The following is a 15720-nucleotide window of genomic DNA, read 5'->3' as shown; positions in this document are numbered from 1 at the left end:
GCACCGCGCCACTTCGGCCCCCGTACACTCCCTCCATGATCCCGGAGGCGGCGGCTCGGCTGAGCAGGCGGAGCGTGATGGCGGCGGCGGTCGCGGCGGTCGGCACCGGGTGCTCGGCGGACGCGACCGGCGCCGACGGCAAGGGCGGCGCGCGGCGCACGGCCGTGCCCGGCGCGGCGGAGCAGGCCGGGGCCGCGCGCGACAGCGTGGAACTGGCGGGACGGTACGACGCCGCCGTGGCGGCGCACCCCTCGCTCACCGCCCGGCTGGCCCCGCTGCGGGACGAGGTCGCCCGGCACGTCGAGGCCTTCGGCGGCCGCCTGCCCGCCGCCCCGGCTTCCCCCGCCGCCACAACGGCGGCCACGCCCGCCAAGGCACTGGCCGCGCTGGCGGCCGCCGAGCGCAAGCTCGCCGACGCCAGGGCAGCCGCGCTGCTGACCGTGCCGGGCGGGCTGGCCCGGCTGCTGGCGTCCGCCGCGGCCTGCGGTGCGGGCCACGCGGCGCTGCTGAGCGGCAAGGCCCCCGAAACGGTCAGGGCGGACAAGGGCGACCAGGACGGCAAGAGCGGCAAGGGCGGGCACGGAACCGCGAGCGACGACGGGGACGAGGGCTGAGGGGTGGATCGGTGAACGCGGTCATCGACGCGGCGCAGGCGGCGCTGGCCGCCGAATACGCCGCGGTGTACGGCTACGGCGTCGTCGGCGGCCATCTGACCGGCTCCCGGCAGGACGACGCGCGGCAGGCCTACGACGCCCACCGCGCGCGCCGCGACGCCCTGGTCCGCACGGTCACCGACCTCGGCGCCCGGCCCGCCGCCGAGCCGGCCGGCTACACGCTGCCCTTCGCGGTGACCGGGCCGGAATCCGCGGCCAGGCTCGCCGCCTCCATCGAGGAGCATGTGGCGGGTGCCTACGGAGACGTGGTGCGCACCGCGCTGGGCGGCCTGCGGCAGGACGCGGCATCGGCGATGCGAGACGCGGCGGTGCGTGCCGTACGGTGGCGCGGCGGCAGCGTAGCCTTCCCGGGGCTGGCGGAACGCGGCTGACCGCGCCCGCCGGGCGAGCGACGGGCCGCACGGAGGGCAGGGCAGAGCGAATGGGTTCAGCAGCGCACCATAGTCAGCCGTCCGCCGACGGCCCGCAGCCGCCGGAGCGGCTGGTGCGTACGGTCACCGCCTGGGAGGGCGAGGCGGGCCGGGAGTGGCTCGCGCAGCTGCCCGGCCGGGTGGCCCGGCTGCTCACCCGCTGGGAGCTGACGGTGGAGCGGGTCGTCGCGGCCGGCGGCCAGATCAGCATGATCCTGCTGGTGCGCACCGCGCAGGGCGACCCGGCAGTGCTCAAGGTCGGCATGGTCAACCGGGAGACCGAGCACGAGCACGCCGCGCTGGCGCACTGGAACGGGCGCGGCGCCGTACGTCTGCTGCGGGCCGATCCGGACGAGGGCGCGATGCTGCTGGAGCGGCTGCAGGCCGATGTGTCGCTGCGCTCACTGGCCGAGGCCAAGGCGCTGCTGGAGGCCGAGGAGGTGCTGCAGCGGCTGTGGGTGCCGCCCGCCGCGGACCACCCGTTCCGTGTCGTGTCCGCGATGACCGGCGAGCTGGCGGAGCTGCTGCGCGGCCGACGCGAGGCGCCCTGGGCGGCCGACGCGGCGCCGCTGATCGACGAGGCGCTGGCGGCGCAGGCCGAACTCGCGGGCTCCGCGGGCGAGGTGGAGACGGTGCTGCTGCACGGCGACTACCACCAGGGCAACGTGCTGGCCGGTGAGCGGGTGCCGTGGCTGGCCATCGACCCCAAACCGCTGGTCGGGGAGCGGGCGTTCGACCTGGCGTGGCTGGCCAGGGACCGGCTGTCGACACTCGCCGCGCAGCCGGGTTCGCGCAGCACCGCGCGGCGCCGGATCGCGAAGCTCGCCGACGCCCTGGAGGTGGACGCGGAGCGGCTGCGCGGCTGGTCCGTCTTCCGCGCCGTCGAGGCGGGCGTGTGGTATTTGTCCGTCGGCGGGCGCGAGGACGGCGAGCTGCTGCTGGAGTTCGCGAGCTGGCTCTAGCGGTACGGCCGGGGGCCCGGACCTGCCGACAGGTGCGCGTACGGCTCAGCGCAGCAGCGGCAGCGGGGCGCCCATCACGGCGTACGGGCGGGCGGCGCTGGGAAAGTGCACCGGGCGGGCCAGGTCGCGGTAGCCGAGCGCGTGGTAGAGGTGCCGGGCGGGGGTGTCGGCGTCGATGGCCGACAGGATGCTGCGCGGCTCGCTCGCGGCGTCGGTGAGCGCGGTGATCAGGGCGCGGCCGAGGCCCCGGCCCTGGAAGTCGGGGAGCACGTGCAGCTCGGTGATCACGAAGGAGTCGTCCAGCCAGCCGTCGTTGCCCTCCCGGCGCAGGTACGGCTGCACGACGCTGGACCACCAGTGGCCGCGGTCGTTGGGCAGTCCGTAGACGAAGCCGACGATGCGGCCGCCGGGGGTGTGCGCGGTCAGGGCGCGAGCGCCGGGGTCGGCCAGGTGCCGCAGCACGATCTGCCGCCGGATGGCCACCTCCTCGGGCCCGAGCCCGAAGGCGACGGCCTGGACGGCGAGGGCCTCGTCGACATGCGCGGCGAGATCGGCCGGCTCGACCACCACGTTCTCCATGGGCCCGGAGACTACCCCGCCGTCCCGCCCGGCCCATGATCGCGCAGGCCAGCGCCGCCGCCGGATGAGACGCGGACGCACCCTAGAAGAGCACCGACATGAACGAGCCGACCTCGGTGAAGCCGACCCGCTCGTAGGCGGCGCGCGCCGGGGTGTTGAAGTCGTTGACGTAGAGGCTGACGACCGGCGCCACGTCGCGCAGCGCGTAGCTCAGGACGGCGGCCATGCCCGTCTCGGACAGCCGCCTGCCGCGGTGCGCGGGGGCCACCCAGACGCCCTGGATCTGGCAGGTCTGCCGGGTGACGGCGCCGATCTCCGCCTTGAAGACCACCTGGCCGTCCTCGATCCGCGCGAACGCCCGCCCGTTGGAGACCAGTTCGGCGACCCGCGCCTGGTAGAGCAGCCCGCCGTCGCCGGCCAGCGGGGAGACGCCGACCTCCTCGGTGAACATCGCCACGCAGGCCGGCATGATCACGTCCATCTCGTCCTTGCGCACCCGGCGCACCAGCGGGTCCGGCGCGACGTCCGCGGGCAGCGAGCGGGTCGTCATGAGCGGCTGGTGGCGGCGCACCTCACGGGCCGGGCCCCAGTGCGGCTCAAGCCGGGCCCACAGGTCGGCGGTGGGTCCGGCCGGGCCGACGACGGACGAGCAGCGGCGGCCGGATCTGCGGGCGCGTTCGGCGAAGGCGGCGACCGCCTCGGGGGTGGCGCAGATGGGGACGAGGTTGGCGCCCGCGTAGCACAGCGAGACGAGCCGCCCGGCCTCGTACCAGCCCCACATCTCGCCGCCGAGCCGCCACGGGTCGAGCCCGGCGATGTTGACCCGGGAGGTGACGAACGCGTTGGCGACCGGTTCGCGGTGCAGCACCGCGAGGGCGGCGTCGAGGTCACCCGGTTCCAGGACGCGGGCTGTCGAGTGGGTCAGCACGTGGGGGCCTCACCGTCTTCGGCCCGTGGGCCGCTGCCGCAGGCGTGGGGTGGAGTGCGCACTTTACCCCGCCCGGGTGTGCCCCACCCCGCGCGGGCCGCAGGCGGGCGCGGGGCGGGACGGGAGCGGCGGGCGGGCCGTGCGGCCCGGTGCGGGAGGGTGCCGGTCAGGACACGCTCACCTGGGGCTCGCCGGAGGCCACACCGGCGTCCTTCATCTGGTCGGCGAGCTTCATGGCCTCGTCGATCAGGGTCTCCACGATCTTCGACTCCGGCACGGTCTTGATGACCTCGCCCTTGACGAAGATCTGGCCCTTGCCGTTGCCGGACGCGACACCGAGGTCGGCCTCGCGGGCCTCGCCGGGGCCGTTGACGACGCAGCCCATGACGGCGACGCGCAGCGGCACCTCCATGCCCTCCAGGCCGGCGGTGACCTCCTCGGCGAGCTTGTAGACATCGACCTGGGCGCGGCCGCAGGACGGGCAGGAGACGATCTCCAGCCGGCGCTGGCGCAGGCCGAGCGACTCCAGGATCTGGATGCCGACCTTGACCTCCTCGGCCGGCGGCGCGGACAGCGACACGCGGATGGTGTCGCCGATGCCCTCCGACAGCAGCGCGCCGAAGGCGACCGCCGACTTGATGGTGCCCTGGAAGGCCGGGCCCGCCTCGGTGACGCCGAGGTGCAGCGGGTAGTCGCACTTCTCGGCCAGCAGCCGGTAGGCGTTGACCATGACGACCGGGTCGTTGTGCTTGACCGAGATCTTGATGTCGCGGAAGCCGTGCTCCTCGAAGAGCGATGCCTCCCACAGCGCGGACTCGCACAGCGCCTCGGGCGTGGCCTTGCCGTACTTCTCCAGCAGGCGCCTGTCGAGGGAGCCCGCGTTGACGCCGATGCGGATCGGCACCCCGGCGCCGGCGGCGGCCTTGGCGATCTCCCGCACCTTGTCGTCGAACTGCTTGATGTTGCCGGGGTTCACGCGGACCGCGGCGCAGCCGGCGTCGATCGCGGCGAAGACGTACTTCGGCTGGAAGTGGATGTCGGCGATCACCGGGATCTGCGACTTGCGGGCGATCGTGGACAGGGCGTCCGCGTCGTCCTGGGTCGGGCAGGCCACCCGGACGATCTGGCAGCCGGAGGCGGTCAGCTCGGCGATCTGCTGCAGCGTGGCACCGATGTCGGAGGTCCGGGTGGTGGTCATGGACTGCACGGAAACCGGAGCGTCACCGCCCACGGCGACGCTGCCGACCTGGATCTGACGGCTCTTGCGGCGGTCGGCGAGCTTGATCGGAACATCCGGCATACCGAGCGAAATCGCTGTCATCTGCGTGGCATCCCCATGGTGTGGCACAAGTCCCGGCGTGGGCGGGCTCCGGGGTCGAGATTACGTCACCCGCTCCCCGCGGCTCACCCGGCTCGGGACATCAGGAACTGAGTTTGACGGGGTTCACCACGTCGGCGATGAGAACCAGCAGCGTGAAGCACACGAAGATGCCGGCGACGACGTAGGCGACGGGCATGAGCTTCGCCACATCGAACGGCCCCGGGTCGGGCTTGCGGAAGACCCGGGCGGTGTGCCGCCGCAGCGACTCCCACAGCGCCCCCGCCACGTGTCCGCCGTCCAGCGGCAGCAGCGGAAGCATGTTGAACAGGAACAACGACAGGTTGAAGCCCGCGACGAGGATCACCATGGTGGCGATGCGGTCGATGGCCGGTTCGTGCAGCGAGAAGACCTCGCCGCCGACACGGGCCGCGCCCACCACGCCCATCGGCGAGTCGGCCTTGCGCGGGGCGCCCTCGAAGGTGGCCCGCCACAGGTCCGGGATGCGCTGCGGGAGCCGCAGCAGCGAGTCGACGCCCTGCCGGGCCATGTCGCCCATGTAGTTCACCGAGCCGGTGAAGCTCAGCGGCGAGATCTGGCTGGCGGGGCTGAAGCCGAGGAAGCCCGCGATGACGGTGCCGTGGTCCGTCGGCTGCCCGTCGCTGTCGGTCTTCGGGACCTCGTTGGTGGTGATCACCGGGTGCAGCGTGACGCGCTTGCCGTCACGCTCGACGACGATGGTGGCCTTTCCGACGCCCGTGCGGATGTCCTGGGAGAGCTGCGCCCAGTCCTTGACGGGGCGTCCGTTGAACTCCAGGAAGCGGTCGCCGGGCCGGAGTCCCGCGAGTTTGGCGGGCGCCACCCGGTCGGTCGCCTGGCACGGGTTGTCCGCGTCGCGCTTGGCCACGTCGGTCTGCGCGATCACGCAGTCGCTGACGGAGGCGACGGTGGTGGTGTCCTTGGCCACGCCGATGCCCATGAAGACCGACAGCGCGAGGCCGAAGGCCAGGATCAGGTTCATGAACGGGCCGGCGAACATCACGATGACGCGCTTCCACGGCTTGCGCGTGTAGAACAGCCGCGTCTCGTCGCCCGGCTGCAGCTCCTCGAAGGCCGCCGAGCGGGCGTCCTCGATCATGCTGCGCCACGGCGACGTGGAGCGGGCGGTGATCCGCCCGTCCTCACCGGGCGGGAACATGCCGATCATGCGGATGTAGCCGCCCAGCGGGACGGCCTTGAAGCCGTACTCCGTCTCGCCCTTCTTGCGGGACCACACCGTCGGGCCGAAGCCGACCATGTACTGCGTGACCCGGATCTTGAAGAGCTTGGCCGTGGACAGGTGCCCCAGCTCGTGCCAGGCGATGGAGACCATCAGGCCGACGGCGAAGACCACTATGCCGAGGACCGTCATGAGACCGGTCATACGCGTGCTGCCTCCGTTGCCTGGGCCAGTTCCACCGCCCGAGCGCGTGCCCAGGCCTCCGCTTCCAGGACGTCCTCGACCGTCAGGGAAGTTCCCGTCCCGGGTGTGCCGTGCTCCTCGACGACCTTCGCGACGGTGTCCACGATGCCGGTGAACGGCAGCCGGCCCGCGAGGAAGGCGTCCACGCACTCCTCGTTGGCCGCGTTGAACACCGCGGGCGCGGTGCCCCCGAGACTACCCACGTGGCGGGCCAGCGCGACCGAGGGAAACGCCTCGTCGTCGAGCGGGAAGAACTCCCACGACATGGCCTGGGACCAGTCGAAGGCGGGGGCGGCGTCCGGCACCCGGTCCGGCCAGCCCAGGCCGAGCGCGATCGGCACCTTCATGTCCGGCGGCCCGGCCTGCGCGATCGTGGAGCCGTCGACGAACTCGACCATGGAGTGGATGTAGGACTGCGGGTGCACGACGACCTCGATGCGGTCGAACGGCACGTCGTACAGCAGGTGCGCCTCGATCACCTCAAGGCCCTTGTTGACGAGCGTCGCGGAGTTGACGGTGATGACCGGGCCCATGGCCCACGTGGGGTGGGCGAGCGCGTCGGCAGGGGTGACATGGGCCAGCTCCGCGCGGCTGCGGCCGCGGAAGGGGCCGCCGGAGGCGGTCACCAGCAGCTTGCGCACCTCCTCGCGGCGGCCCGACATCAGCGCCTGGAAGAGCGCGGAGTGCTCGGAGTCGACCGGGACGATCTGGCCGGGCTTGGCGAGCGCCTTCACCAGCGGGCCGCCGACGATCAGCGACTCCTTGTTGGCCAGCACCAGCACCCGCCCGGCCTCCAGCGCGGCCAGCGTCGGGCGCAGGCCGATGGAGCCGGTGATGCCGTTGAGCACCGAGTGGCACTCCAGGCTCGCGACCTGCGTGGCGGCATCCGGCCCCGCGAGGATCTCGGGCAGTACAGCCCCCGCGCCGTACTGCCCGGCGAGTGCCTCACGCAGCGGGCCGACGGCGGCCTCGTCGGAGACGGCGACGGTGCGTACCCCGAGCCGGTGCGCCTGCTCGGCGAGCAGCTCGACCCGGCTCCCGGCGGCGGAGAGCGCCGTCACACGGAAGCGGTCCGGGTTGCGCAGCACCAGGTCGATCGCCTGGGTGCCGATGGATCCGGTGGAGCCGAGGATCACGATGTCGCGGGGGCCGTCCGCCGGGTCGCCGGTGACGTGCGGGCGGTAGTGCGGGTCTGCGAGAGCGTCCGTCATGGGGCCATTGTGTCGTGCGCGGAGCACCCCGCGTCCAGCACCCCGCACTCCCTGTGGACAACCCGCGGCAGCCGCAGCTCAGCGCAGCGACCGGTGCACGTCGGGGGTCTGCGACGGGCCCGGCGTCGCGTCCGCGATCCACGGCCCCTCGCGGCTGGGGTCGACGACGCCCGCCTCCAGCCACTCGGTGTCGCCGCCGAGCACCGCCCGGGTCAGGGCGCGGTCAGGCCCGTCGGTGTTGGTCCACAGCCGGGCGAACAGCTCGTCGGTGCGGATCCGCGCCTGCCGGCAGAAGGTGTCGGCCAGCAGCCGGGCCTGCGGCCCGTGGTCGCTGCTCGCGGCCAGGTGCTGGGCGCGCACGCATGCGGCGCTGATCGCGAACAGCTCGGCGCCGATGTCGACGATCCGGGCCAGGAAGTTCTGCTTGGTCTCCATCCGTCCCTGCCACCGCGACATGGCGTAGAAGGTGCAGCGGGCCAGCTTGCGGCAGCCGCGCTCGGCGTACCGCAGGTGCGTGGCCAGGCCGTCGAACTCGGCGTACGCGTTCGGCAGCTGGCCCGGCCCGGCGACGAGCTTGGGCAGCCATTTCGCGTAGAAGCCGCCGGCCTTGGCCCCGGCACGCGCCTTGTCACTGAGCGAGGTGTCCGGGTCGATGAGGTCGCCGGCCACCGACAGGTGGGCGTCGACGGCCTCCCGGGCGATCAGCAGGTGCATGATCTCGGTGGAGCCCTCGAAGATGCGGTTGATCCGCAGGTCGCGCAGCAGCTGCTCGGCGGGCACCGCGCGCTCCCCGCGCGCCGCGAGCGAGTCGGCGGTCTCGAAGCCGCGCCCGCCGCGGATCTGCACCAGCTCGTCGGCGATCCGGCAGGCGGCCTCCGAGCCGTAGAGCTTGGCGAGGGCTGCCTCGATCCGGATGTCGTTGCGGTCCTCGTCGGCCATCTGCGAGGACAGGTCGAGCACCGCCTCCAGCGCGAAGGTCGTCGCGGCGATGTACGCGATCTTGGAGCCGACCGCCTCGTGGCGCCCGATCGGCCTGCCCCACTGCTCGCGGGCGCCGGACCACTCCCGGGCGATCTTCAGGCACCACTTGGCGGCGCCGACGCAGCCCGCGGGCAGCGACAGCCGCCCGGTGTTGAGGGTGGTCAGGGCGATCTTCAGCCCGGCGCCCTCGGACCCGATGCGGTTGGCGGCGGGCACCCGCACCTGGTGGAAGCGCGTGACGCCGTTCTCGATGCCGCGCAGCCCCATGAAGGCGTTGCGGTGCTCCACGGTGATGCCCGGCGAGTCCGCCTCGACGACGAAGGCCGAGATGCCGCCCTTGTGCCCCTCGGACTCCGGGACGCGGGCCATGACGACCAGCAGGTCGGCCACGACGCCGTTGGTCGTCCACAGCTTCACGCCGTCCAGCACGTAGTCGTCGCCGTCGGGCACCGCCCGGGTGGCGAGCCTGGCGGGGTCCGAGCCGACGTCGGGCTCGGTGAGCAGGAAGGCGCTGATGTCGGTGCGGGCGCAGCGCGGCAGGAAGGCCTGCTTCTGCTCCTCGGTGCCGAACATCTTCACCGGCTGCGGTACGCCGATCGACTGGTGGGCCGACAGCAGCGCGCCGACCGCGGGGCTCGCCGAGCCCACCAGGGCCAGCGCCTTGTTGTAGTACACCTGGGTGAGGCCGAGGCCGCCGTACGCGGGGTCGATCTTCATCCCGAGGGCGCCCAGTTCCTTCAGGCCCCGGATCGTCTCGTCCGGGATGCGGGCCTCGCGGTCGATGAGGGCGCCGTCGACCGACGTCTCGCAGAACTCCCGCAGCCGGGCCAGGAATTCCTCGCCCCTGGCCGCGGCTTCCGGCGCGGGCTGCGGATACGGGTGGATCAGGTCGAGCCGGAAACGGCCGAGGAACATCTCCTTGGCGAAGCTCGGCTTGTGCCAGTCCTGCTCGCGGGCGGCCTCTGCGACCTGACGGGCCTCACGCTCGGTGACCTTGGGTGCTGTGGCGGGTGCGGACACGGGTGCGTCACCTCCGGGTAGCCGGTTCCCAACCGGTGCTACCAGTCCGTACTACCCGAATTCCGGCAACCTCACCAGACGAGCCGTCAGCGCCCCGCCCGCCGCCCGCGGCAGAGAGCCCTCACAGATCCAGGCCGGTGAGCACCAGGACCCGCTCGTAGGTGTAATCCTCCATCGCGAAGCGCACGCCCTCGCGCCCGCTGCCGGAGTCCTTCACCCCGCCGTACGGCATCTGGTCGGCGCGGTAGGAGGGCGCGTCGCCGATGACCACGCCGCCGACCTCCAGTTCGCGGTGGGCGCGGAAGGCCAGTTGCAGGTCGTGCGTGAAGACCCCGGCCTGGAGGCCGAAACGGGAGTCGTTGACGGCGGCGAAGGCCTCGTCGGCGCCGTTCACCCGGTGCAGTGACAGCACGGGCCCGAACACCTCCTCGGTGGCCAGCACCGCGTCCGGCGGCAGGTCGGCCAGCACGGTGGGCGCGTAGCTCGCGCCGTCCCGGCTGCCGCCGGCCAGCAGCGTCGCGCCCTTGGCCACGGCGTCGTCCACCCACTGCGCGACCCGTACCGCCGCGGCCTCGCTCACCAGCGGGCCGACGTCGGTCGCGGCGTCGGACGGGTCGCCGGTGGCCTGGGCCCGGACCTTGGCCACGACGCGCTCGGCCAGCGCGTCGTAGACGGCCGCGTCGGCGACGACCCGCTGCACCGAGATGCAGGACTGGCCGCCCTGGTAGTTCGCGAAGGTCGCGATGCGCGACGCCGCCCACTCCAGGTCCTCCTCCGAGGACCAGTCGGCCAGCACCACGGCCGCCGCGTTGCCGCCCAGCTCCAGCGTGACGTGCTTGCGCGGCACCGAGTCGGCGATGGCGTGGCCCACCGTGTCGGAGCCGGTGAAGGAGATCACCGGCAGCCGTGGGTCCTGCACCAGCGCGGGCATCCGGTCGTTCGGCACTGGCAGCACGCTCCACGCGCCCGCCGGCAGCCCCTCGGTCTCCGCCAGGATCTCGCCGAGCAGCAGCGCGGACAGCGGGGTCGCGGGCGCGGGCTTGACGATGATCGGGACGCCCGCCGCGAGCGCCGGGGCGACCTTGTGCGCCACCAGGTTCAGCGGGAAGTTGAACGGCGCGATGCCCAGCACCGGCCCGTGCCCGAAGCGCCGGGTCAGCGCGAGCCGCCCCACGCCGCCGGGGTCGGTGTCCAGCCGCTGCGCCTCGCCCGCGTTGAAGCGGCGGGCCTCCTCCGCCGCCCAGCGGAAGACCGACACCGCGCGGCCGACCTCGCCGCGGGCCCACTTCAGCGGCTTGCCGTTCTCCGCGGTGATCAGCCGCGCGGCCTCCTCGGCACGCTCGGCCAGCCGCCGCGAGACGTGGTCCAGCGCCGCGGCCCGCACATGCGCCGGGGTCGCCTCGAAGGCCCGGTGGGCCCCGGCCGCCGCCGCGACCGCCGCGTCCACCTGCGCCTCGTCCGGCACGCTCACCCGGCCGACGGCCGAGCCGTCCCAGGGGCTCGTCACGTCGAAGGCGTCCCGGCCGGTGGCCCGGGTGCCGGCCAGCCAGAACGCGTACGGTTCCGCCGTCGCCACGCTCGTCACGGTGGGTTCCGCCTTCCTGTCGGGGGTGTCGCACGCCGGGCCCCACGGTAGACACCGCGGCCGGGCGCGGATGTTGTCCACAGCGGAGTACCGACGCGCATGCACGTGACGCTCTGGCCAGCGCCTCAGCGTCCGGTACGGTCCCCTTCCCGCGGCGAACCCGGCCGAAGCCGCCCCCGCCGCCCCGCCGCCGCCCCTATCCTGGCCGCCCGGACGGCGGAGGGGGCACGCACATGGCGGAGACGGTCACGATCGCGCTGGGCGACGGCACGGAGGTACGGGCCGAGGTCGTCGGCCAGGTGCCCTTCCAGAACCCCGACGGCTCGGGCGCCTTCAGCGACGTCGGCATCCGGTCGCGCGCCGCGGCCGCCGGCTCCGCCGTCACCCTCACCCTCGACGGCGTACGCGACACCGTCCGCGCGGTCGGCCGGTGGGCCGCAGAGACCGTCACCGAGGGCGGCGCGGCAGGCGCCCCGGACTCCTTCGAGGTCGAGTTCGGCCTCAAGCTCGCGGTGAAGTCGGGCCAGCTGCTCGGCGTCATCGCGGAGGCCGGAGCGGAGGCGGGGCTGACGGTGAAGCTCTCCTGGGACCTGGCAGCCCGGCGGGCGGCGGCTACGGGCGGTTCGGGCACGGACCCGACGGGCTCGGCGGATCCGGCCGGCTCCACCGGGACGCCGTAGCGGCGCCCGGGAGCGGGCTGCTCAGCCGTCCGTCCCCTCCTCGGTCTTCAGGGCGAGCCACAGCTCCATCCGCACGTCCGGGTCGTCGAGCGAGCAGCCGAGGATCTCCTCCACCCGCCGCATCCGGTAGCGCAGGGTGTGCCGGTGGACGCCGAGGTCGGCCGCCGCCGCGTCCCACTGCCCGTGGTGCGACAGCCAGGCGCGCAGCGACGCCACCAGGTCGCCCCGGGACGTCGCGTCGTGCTCGCGCAGCGGCCGCAGCAGCCCCTCGGCGAAGGCGCGTACGGCGTCGGCCGCGAGCAGCGGCACCACCGAACCCGCCCCGACCTCGCCGTGCTCGACCAGGTTGCGCCCCCGGCGCACCGCGACGGCCAGCGCCCGCTCCGCCTGCCGGTACGCCTCCGGGACCTCCTCCGGCGGCACCGCCGCCGACAGCCCCGCCGACAGCGCGTCCTCCGCCTCCGCGAGATCCGCCGCCGCGGCCAGCACCGTGGCGTCCTCGGCGGCGAGCAGCAGCAGCCGGGCGCCGTCGTGGACGGTCAGCAGCGGCTCGCCCGAGCGCGCAGCGGTCGCGTCCACCTGCTCGGCGAGCCGGGCCAGCGCCTCGATCCCGAGCCGGTCGTCCGCGGGCTCGGCGACCATCACCCGCACCGGGTGGTCGAGCAGCGCGCCGTAGAGGTCGCCCGCGGTGCTCCGGGCGTGCCCGGCCTCGCCCGCGAGCAGCATCCGCAGCACCGCGGCGGCCAGCCGGACGTGCGCCTCCTGGAGGGTGCGGGACTGCTCAAGGGACAGCGTCAGCAGCGCGACCGCCGCGTTGACGACATAGCGCGCCGAGGTGTCCAGACGGCTCTCCGTGCCGACGGCCAGATAGCCGCGCGGGCGGCGCGCGGTGCCCAGCGACTGGATCTCCACCCGGTCCTCGCACCCCGCGGGCCCCGCCACCGCGGCGCCCGCCGGCCCCTGGATCTCCCGCATCCGCTCCACGTCGGCGCCCAGCCGGGCCGCCCGCTTCCCCGCCCACTCCGGGGCCGCGGCCAGCACCGCGCCCGACGCGTCGTAGAGCGCGGCCCAGCCGTCGAGGTGCCCGGCCAGGCGGGCGAGCAGCGCGGTGGGGCCGTCCGGGGCGAGGGCGGCGCGGGTCAGGTCCCGCTGGGCCTCGAAGCCCGCGGTCACCGCCTTGTAGCGGTCGGCGGCCAGCGCGGCCGAGACGGTCTTGCTGATCGCGATGAACGGCGTCCGGCGCGGCACCTCCAGCAGCGGCAGCCCCGCCTGCGCCGCCGCCTCCACGAGCGCGTCCGGCACCGTGTCGTGCCCGACCCCGACCCCGAAGCCGAGCCCCACCACACGGGCGCCGGTCAGCCGCCGCACATACCCGCGCAGCGACTCCGGATCCCCCACGTCGAGCGCGAGCCCCGTCGTGAGCAGCAGCTCGCCGCCCTCCAGATACGGTCCCGGGTCGTCCAGCTCGCTGGTGTGCACCCAGCGCACCTCGGTGTCCAGCCGGTCCCCGCCGGTGAGAACGGTGAGCTTCAGCGCCGAGTGCTGCGCGAGAGACGCGAGGGTGAGGGGCATACGGACCAGTACCGGCAATCGCTGGACGTTCGGCCGACCGGAAGTGGCCGCCCCCCGCAATTGTGCCGCACCACCCGCCCCGTCCCCGTCACCCCCACAGATCCACCAGCACCGGCGGCGCGCTCTCACCCGCGGTCGTGGTGAACGACACGACCGCGTGCCCGGCGGGCACGCTGTTCGCCAGATCCGAAGCCGACCACCGCTCCCGCTCCACCTCCCTGACGGTCACCGACTCGGTGGTGACCGCTTCCCCGGTGAAGACCTTGCGGACACCGCGGGTGAGACGGCGGGTGAAGCCCCCCGACTGGTCGGGGGTACGCGTGACGTCCCTGGTCTGCACCCAGGCCGTGCCCCACGCCTCGGCGAAGCGCTTGCCGTCCCAGGTGGTGACCCCGGACATGACCATCCGGCAGCCCATCGCCGCGACCAGCGCCGTCCGCAGGTCGTCCGGCACCTCGTCCAGCGTCCGGAGCGCCAGGACGACCCCGGCGTTCGCCGAACGCAGCCGGGCGAAACCGCGCACGGACTCCGCGCCGACCGCGTGGGCGGCGTCGTCGAGGACGAGACAGGCGAACAGCGACCGGTCGCGCCGCGCGCTCATCGCGGCCGTGAACTGCGCGAGCACGAGCCGCACCAGGATGCGTGCCGCCTCGGTATGACCGCGTGCGGGCAGATCGATACGGACCCGTACCGGGTGCTCCAGCGCCCGCATCGTGAACGGCCGCGACCGGCCCGTCACGTCGAAGAACCCGGCGAAGGCCGGACGGTCGAGCAGCGCGATCCGGTCGGCGAGCTGCGCGGCGATGTCGCCGCGCTGCGCCCGCTGCCGCTCCCGGGCGTCCAGTTCCCTGACCAGCCCCGGGGCACCCGCCGCGTCCAGCGCCTGGCGCAGCGCCGCGAAGGCGTGCGGGACGCCGTCGAGCAGCTCGCGCAGCTCCGGGACAGCGGGGAAGCGGCCGAAGGCCGCGTGGAACGGGCCGAGGACCTGGCCGAGCGCGGTCGCCGCCCGGCGTACGTCCTGCTGACCCGCGCCGGGGCCGTCGACGAGCGCCTCGGCCAACGTTCCCGCCGCCACATCGGGGTCGTCGCTGCCGTAGAGGTCGAGGTCGTAGCGGGAGGCGGGATCGGCGAGGCCGATGACGACGTCGTACGCGTCGGCCGAACCGAGCTCCGCCCCCGCCGTACCGACCACCACCACCGCGGCCTGACCGGTCAGCGCCTGAAGGCACATCGACTCCGCGACCGGGCGCACCACCAGCCGGGTCTTGCCCGACCCCGAGGGGCCGACCACCAGGAGCCCGGTGCCCAGCAGCGCCGGGTCGAGCGCGATACCGGAGCCCCGGTGCTGGTACGGGTTGCGCTCGGCGTCGGTGCCGCGGCCGATGCGCACCTGCCGCGCCAGCAGGTCGTGCGGCGCGGCCCGGCGCGGCAGGTCCCGCTCGCCCGACGGATGCGTGAACGCCTCGGCGCCCTCCCGCAGCACCGCGTCCCCGAAGGCGGCGACTCCCCCGGCCCCCGCCCTGGCGACCGACCAGGCGCGGCTGATCCGCACGTAGTCCACGTCGTTCATCCGCCCGACCCGCACCTCACCGGTGAGCCGGTCGGCGAGCGCATGCTCGTTCACCGCCCGCAGATCGGGCCACTGGACGAGGTCGGGGGTCCCTTGCGCGGGCGCGGACGTCTCCTCGTCGTCGGTGACGAGCCGACGCAGCACCGGGACCGCGAAACGCCGCCACACCTGGCCCCAGTTGCCGATCCTGGCGCAGATCCACGCAAGGAGGAACGTGCAGACGGCAGCCCACAGCCGCGTGGCGACGTTGAAGGCATGCGTGTCGGTCCCGGCCCCGCTGCGCCAGTGGTCGGGGGTGAACCATATGACGGGCCAGATCCAGAAGTCGAAGTAGCCGTCGCGGAACAACGACCAGACAAAGAGGCCGACCAGCAGGGTCAGGACCGCGCCGCCGAGCAGCCGTCGCGCCGAGGGCTGCCCCGGATCCGGCGCGGGACGGGGCGTGTGCCCGAATCCGTAGATACCGGGGGCGTCGACCGCCCGTGGTGTGTGCAGCCAGCGTTCGAGGGCCGAGGCGGGCGGAGCCTTGGCCGGCGCGGGCGGGGGCGTGGCGGGACGCGGCACCGGGGAGTTGACCGGCCGCGGTGGGACGGCGGGAGGAGGCGGCGGCCCGCCGCCGGGCCGATCGCGGCCGTGGCGCTGCCTGCCCTCGTAATCCATGGCTTCCATGGCGCGTCTGCCCCTCGTCGCCGCCCGATGCGCACAATGTAGTCGCACCGCTACGCCGGACGAAAGGATCTTGGCCGGACGGCACCCGCCGCGGGGGCG

13 protein-coding genes are annotated in these 15720 nt (G+C 74.1%); 4 read left to right on the top strand and 9 right to left on the bottom strand.

The window, feature by feature from the left end; all coding sequences use genetic code 11:
* Positions 1 to 35 precede the first annotated feature (35 nt).
* The 3 genes from ACWERV_RS14450 to ACWERV_RS14440 are packed head-to-tail and all read left to right on the top strand — an operon-like array spanning position 36 to position 2046.
* Positions 36 to 614: a hypothetical protein gene (locus tag ACWERV_RS14450; RefSeq protein ID WP_452932729.1), complete on the top strand. Its 579-nt coding sequence runs from the start codon at positions 36 to 38 to the stop codon at positions 612 to 614.
* Between the two features lie 11 nt (positions 615 to 625).
* Entirely contained in the window at positions 626 to 1045 is a 420-nt protein-coding gene (locus ACWERV_RS14445) for a ferritin-like domain-containing protein (RefSeq protein ID WP_398186614.1), read from the top strand.
* Between the two features lie 50 nt (positions 1046 to 1095).
* Entirely contained in the window at positions 1096 to 2046 is a 951-nt protein-coding gene (locus tag ACWERV_RS14440) for an aminoglycoside phosphotransferase family protein (RefSeq protein WP_452932727.1), read from the top strand.
* Between the two features lie 45 nt (positions 2047 to 2091).
* Here the strand turns inward: ACWERV_RS14440 and ACWERV_RS14435 are convergent, their stop codons facing one another.
* The 7 genes from ACWERV_RS14435 to ACWERV_RS14405 form a co-directional block, all read right to left on the bottom strand.
* Positions 2092 to 2625: a GNAT family N-acetyltransferase gene (locus ACWERV_RS14435; RefSeq protein ID WP_031521623.1), complete on the bottom strand. Its 534-nt coding sequence runs from the start codon at positions 2623 to 2625 to the stop codon at positions 2092 to 2094.
* Positions 2626 to 2707: 82 nt separating this feature from the next.
* On the bottom strand, positions 2708 to 3553 hold the full coding sequence (locus tag ACWERV_RS14430; RefSeq protein WP_398186622.1) for a GNAT family N-acetyltransferase: 846 nt from the start codon (positions 3551 to 3553) through the stop codon (positions 2708 to 2710).
* A gap of 166 nt (positions 3554 to 3719) precedes the next feature.
* Positions 3720 to 4874 carry a flavodoxin-dependent (E)-4-hydroxy-3-methylbut-2-enyl-diphosphate synthase gene (gene ispG, locus ACWERV_RS14425; RefSeq protein ID WP_452932725.1) on the bottom strand — a complete coding sequence of 385 codons (1155 nt, stop codon included), beginning with the start codon at positions 4872 to 4874 and terminating at the stop codon, positions 3720 to 3722.
* 100 nt (positions 4875 to 4974) lie between these two features.
* Entirely contained in the window at positions 4975 to 6294 is a 1320-nt protein-coding gene (locus ACWERV_RS14420) for a M50 family metallopeptidase (protein ID WP_452932723.1), read from the bottom strand.
* Positions 6291 to 7544, bottom strand: coding sequence for a 1-deoxy-D-xylulose-5-phosphate reductoisomerase (gene dxr / locus ACWERV_RS14415; RefSeq protein WP_452932721.1), 1254 nt, complete (start codon positions 7542 to 7544; stop codon positions 6291 to 6293). The genes ACWERV_RS14420 and dxr overlap by 4 nt, the downstream gene beginning before the upstream one ends.
* Positions 7545 to 7622: 78 nt before the next feature.
* Positions 7623 to 9545, bottom strand: coding sequence for an acyl-CoA dehydrogenase family protein (locus tag ACWERV_RS14410; protein WP_452932719.1), 1923 nt, complete (start codon positions 9543 to 9545; stop codon positions 7623 to 7625).
* Between the two features lie 121 nt (positions 9546 to 9666).
* Positions 9667 to 11121 carry an aldehyde dehydrogenase family protein gene (locus ACWERV_RS14405; RefSeq protein ID WP_452932717.1) on the bottom strand — a complete coding sequence of 485 codons (1455 nt, stop codon included), beginning with the start codon at positions 11119 to 11121 and terminating at the stop codon, positions 9667 to 9669.
* Between the two features lie 242 nt (positions 11122 to 11363).
* Here ACWERV_RS14405 and ACWERV_RS14400 point away from each other — a divergent pair, with 242 nt between their 5' ends.
* Entirely contained in the window at positions 11364 to 11810 is a 447-nt protein-coding gene (locus ACWERV_RS14400) for a CU044_2847 family protein (protein ID WP_452932715.1), read from the top strand.
* A 21-nt stretch (positions 11811 to 11831) separates the two neighbouring features.
* On the opposite strand, the gene ACWERV_RS14395 is transcribed toward ACWERV_RS14400, so the two are convergent.
* Both ACWERV_RS14395 and ACWERV_RS14390 read right to left on the bottom strand, forming a co-directional pair.
* On the bottom strand, positions 11832 to 13382 hold the full coding sequence (locus ACWERV_RS14395) for a PucR family transcriptional regulator (RefSeq protein WP_452932713.1): 1551 nt from the start codon (positions 13380 to 13382) through the stop codon (positions 11832 to 11834).
* Between the two features lie 88 nt (positions 13383 to 13470).
* Positions 13471 to 15612 carry an ATP-binding protein gene (locus tag ACWERV_RS14390; RefSeq protein ID WP_452932800.1) on the bottom strand — a complete coding sequence of 714 codons (2142 nt, stop codon included), beginning with the start codon at positions 15610 to 15612 and terminating at the stop codon, positions 13471 to 13473.
* Between the last annotated feature and the right edge of the window lie 108 nt (positions 15613 to 15720).

This window comes from Streptomyces sp. NPDC004031 (assembly GCF_053604375.1).
Note: the sequence above shows the minus strand (reverse complement) of the source record. Positions and strands in the feature narration are given on the sequence as shown.

What these genes read in the sequence shown, in the direction of transcription:
- ACWERV_RS14450 (WP_452932729.1), top strand. Translation starts at nt 36, where the DNA reads ATGATCCCGGAGGCGGCGGCTCGGCTGAGCAGGCGGAGCGTGATGGCG.
- ACWERV_RS14440 (WP_452932727.1), top strand. Translation starts at nt 1,096, where the DNA reads ATGGGTTCAGCAGCGCACCATAGTCAGCCGTCCGCCGACGGCCCGCAG.
- ACWERV_RS14435 (WP_031521623.1), bottom strand. Translation starts at nt 2,625, where the DNA reads ATGGAGAACGTGGTGGTCGAGCCGGCCGATCTCGCCGCGCATGTCGAC.
- ispG (WP_452932725.1), bottom strand. Translation starts at nt 4,874, where the DNA reads ATGACAGCGATTTCGCTCGGTATGCCGGATGTTCCGATCAAGCTCGCC.
- ACWERV_RS14420 (WP_452932723.1), bottom strand. Translation starts at nt 6,294, where the DNA reads ATGACCGGTCTCATGACGGTCCTCGGCATAGTGGTCTTCGCCGTCGGC.
- dxr (WP_452932721.1), bottom strand. Translation starts at nt 7,544, where the DNA reads ATGACGGACGCTCTCGCAGACCCGCACTACCGCCCGCACGTCACCGGC.
- ACWERV_RS14400 (WP_452932715.1), top strand. Translation starts at nt 11,364, where the DNA reads ATGGCGGAGACGGTCACGATCGCGCTGGGCGACGGCACGGAGGTACGG.
- ACWERV_RS14395 (WP_452932713.1), bottom strand. Translation starts at nt 13,382, where the DNA reads ATGCCCCTCACCCTCGCGTCTCTCGCGCAGCACTCGGCGCTGAAGCTC.
- ACWERV_RS14390 (WP_452932800.1), bottom strand. Translation starts at nt 15,612, where the DNA reads ATGGATTACGAGGGCAGGCAGCGCCACGGCCGCGATCGGCCCGGCGGC.